This window comes from Protofrankia symbiont of Coriaria myrtifolia, assembly GCF_900634755.1.
In the GTDB taxonomy this organism is placed as follows: Bacteria; Actinomycetota; Actinomycetes; order Frankiales; family Frankiaceae; genus Protofrankia; species Protofrankia coriariae.
The window spans coordinates 1-2,357 of the sequence record NZ_CAAAFS010000012.1 but is presented as its reverse complement, the minus strand read 5'-3'; the positions used below and the strand labels follow the sequence as shown (position 1 = coordinate 2,357).

The 2,357-nt window shown below is 70.6% G+C and carries 3 protein-coding genes; 2 read left to right on the top strand and 1 reads right to left on the bottom strand.

What is annotated here, in order from left to right; translation table 11 throughout:
* The first annotated feature begins 182 nt into the window (after nucleotides 1-182).
* The gene (locus CM1CMNOD_RS00455; RefSeq protein ID WP_013871721.1) at nucleotides 183-506 is read left to right on the top strand and encodes a hypothetical protein; all 324 of its coding nucleotides are present in this window, start codon (nucleotides 183-185) and stop codon (nucleotides 504-506) included.
* Nucleotides 500-1,327: a TIGR03620 family F420-dependent LLM class oxidoreductase gene (locus CM1CMNOD_RS00450; RefSeq protein ID WP_013871720.1), complete on the top strand. Its 828-nt coding sequence runs from the start codon at nucleotides 500-502 to the stop codon at nucleotides 1,325-1,327. Before CM1CMNOD_RS00455 ends, CM1CMNOD_RS00450 begins: the two co-directional genes overlap by 7 nt.
* 82 nt (nucleotides 1,328-1,409) lie before the next feature.
* Here CM1CMNOD_RS00450 and purQ read toward each other — a convergent pair whose 3' ends face one another.
* Nucleotides 1,410-2,153, bottom strand: a complete 744-nt coding sequence (purQ, locus tag CM1CMNOD_RS00445; RefSeq protein ID WP_013871719.1) for a phosphoribosylformylglycinamidine synthase subunit PurQ — start codon at nucleotides 2,151-2,153, stop codon at nucleotides 1,410-1,412.
* Nucleotides 2,154-2,357: the final 204 nt, after the last annotated feature.

Genomic DNA, 2,357 nt, shown 5'->3' with positions numbered 1-2,357 from the left:
GTGTAGCCCTCGGGCTCTGCCTGGCCCTTGACGGCCTAACCTCCCGCACGCCCCCGCCGCGACCCACCCGCGGGACCCGTAGGCCCCGGCCGTCCCCGGCGTAGGCGCGGTCAGAACATGACAAACGATGTGAATCCGGTGCCGTGGCCGCGACATCGGATTCACATCGTTCGACGAGCATGATGGGACGGGCGGGGGAAGGAGGACAGCGGCCCTGCCGGCAGCGGGTCGTCTCGATCGCCGAAATGACCACGTTCCTGCCGGCGAAGGCTTTCGAGTTCGCCGCCGAGGCGCAGGAGCTCCTGGAAGCCACACTGCCCGGTAACCATGTGGTGAAGGCCGTCGAACAGGGAACACGGTTCGTGATACGGCCAGAAGGGGCCGACCTGGAGCCGGAGCTCGTCCAGCTCTACGCGGATCGGAAAGATCTTGAAAAGGATCCGCTGAAGGGCCTGGTGAAGGCGGAACAGGAACGTCCGGCCGCGGGGTTGTGCGGGCTATGGTGACTCTGGGACCAGTCGGTATAGCGGCTTCCGGACTTTCGGCGGATCATCCTGACGCCGAGATCGATATTGCGCGGGAGGCGGAGGCCCTCGGCTACTCGACGTTGTGGCTGCCGGGCGGCCAGGGCAACAACCTGCCTGTCATCAGCCGCGTCGTGCGCGCGACGGAGCATATTCAGGTGGCCAGCGGCATTCTCTCGGTGGACGTGGTGCCGGCGCGCGAGGTGGCGCAGGCACATGCGGACCTCGAGAAATCATCGCCCGGCAGGTTCGTCGTCGGCCTCGGTGGCGCACACGGTGCCCGGCCGCTGCAAACGCTCAATTCCTACCTCGACAACCTCGACACCGAAGCCCCGGTGGTACCCGCGGCCGCACGAGTGCTTGCCGCGCTCGGCCCGGCGGTCCTCGCCCTTGCCCGCGACCGTGCCGCGGGTGCCTACCCCTTCCTGGTCACCCCGGAATACGTCGAGGGGGCGCGGGCGACGCTCGGCGCGAACTCGGCGCTGGCGGTGCTGCTGTCGGTCGTGCCCGAGACGGATCCCACCGCCGCACGGGCCGCGGCCGCCGAACCGCTGCGGTTCCTCGGCACCGTTCCCGGCTACCGGCGCAACTTCCTCCGGCAGGGATTCACGGAGCAACAGATCGCGGACGTCGATGACAGGCTCGTCGACGCGGTGACCGCGTGGGGGAGCCTCGACGCGATCGTCACCCGCGTCCGTGAATACCACGCCGCCGGCGCCGACCAGGTCGTCCTGCGCATAACCGCCGGCAACGATCCGTTCGAGGTCTGGCTCCGCCGGTTTGCCGAGGCGTTGCTCACCTGACGCGTTGCCACCCTGGCCCGGCTGTCCCGGCCCGGCTGGTCTGACCGGGTCCGGCTCCGGCTCCGGCCTGGCCGCCGGCCGGTCAGCCGGTCGCCGCGGCGGGCTGGTGCCGGGGGGGCCGGTGGGAGAGGACCGAGCGGAACATGGCCAGGCCGTCCGAGCCAGGGCCGGTCAGGAGCTCGACGGCGTGTTCGGGATGTGGCATCAGCCCGACGACCGTGCGCTGCGCGTTACAGATGCCGGCTATGTCGGCGACCGAGCCGTTCGGGTTCCCGCCGAGATAGCGGACGACGATCCGGCCCTCGCCCTCGAGCTCGGCGAGTGTCTCCGGGCTGGCCACGTAGCGGCCCTCGCCGTGCTTGACGGGGATGACCACCTCGTCGCCGGCGGTGTAGTCCGACGTCCACACGGTGGCGGCGTTCTCCACCCGCAGCGACTGGTCCCGGCAGACGAAATGCAGGCCGGCGTTGCGGGTGAGCGCCCCGGGCAGCAGCCCGGCTTCGCACAGCACCTGGAATCCGTTGCAGATGCCGAGGACGGGCAGCCCGTCGCGGGCCGCGTCCACGACCGCGCCGATGATCGGGGAGAAGCGCGCGATCGCACCGGCGCGAAGATAGTCGCCGTAGGAGAACCCGCCGGGCAGGACGACCGCGTCCAGCCCGGACAGGTCGGTGTCGCCGTGCCAGAGCGGGACGGCCTCGCCGCCGCCGAGACGGACCGCGCGGGCGGCGTCCCGGTCGTCGAGCGAACCCGGGAACGTCACCACGCCAATCCGTCGGGTGACCGCCGTCGCGTCGCCGAAGAGCTCGTGCTGGTCGATGCTCATGCAGCCTCTCTCTCGCCGCGCCGTCGCTTCCCAACGCTCTGCCGCTCCGAGCCTATCGGTGACCACCTGGCCGTTTTATGATCGCTGCCGCTCCCTCGGGAACCGCCCACCGCGTGGCCCTCCCGGTCCGGCTCTGCCTGTCCCGTTCGGGCTGCCGGCGCTTCGTGCCGATGCCCGGGAGCGTCGGACGCGGGTACTAGTAGA

Coding starts and splice junctions, on each gene's coding strand:
- CM1CMNOD_RS00455 (WP_013871721.1), top strand. CDS start 183: ATGGGACGGGCGGGGGAAGGAGGACAGCGGCCCTGCCGGCAGCGGGTC.
- CM1CMNOD_RS00450 (WP_013871720.1), top strand. CDS start 500: ATGGTGACTCTGGGACCAGTCGGTATAGCGGCTTCCGGACTTTCGGCG.
- purQ (WP_013871719.1), bottom strand. CDS start 2,153: ATGAGCATCGACCAGCACGAGCTCTTCGGCGACGCGACGGCGGTCACC.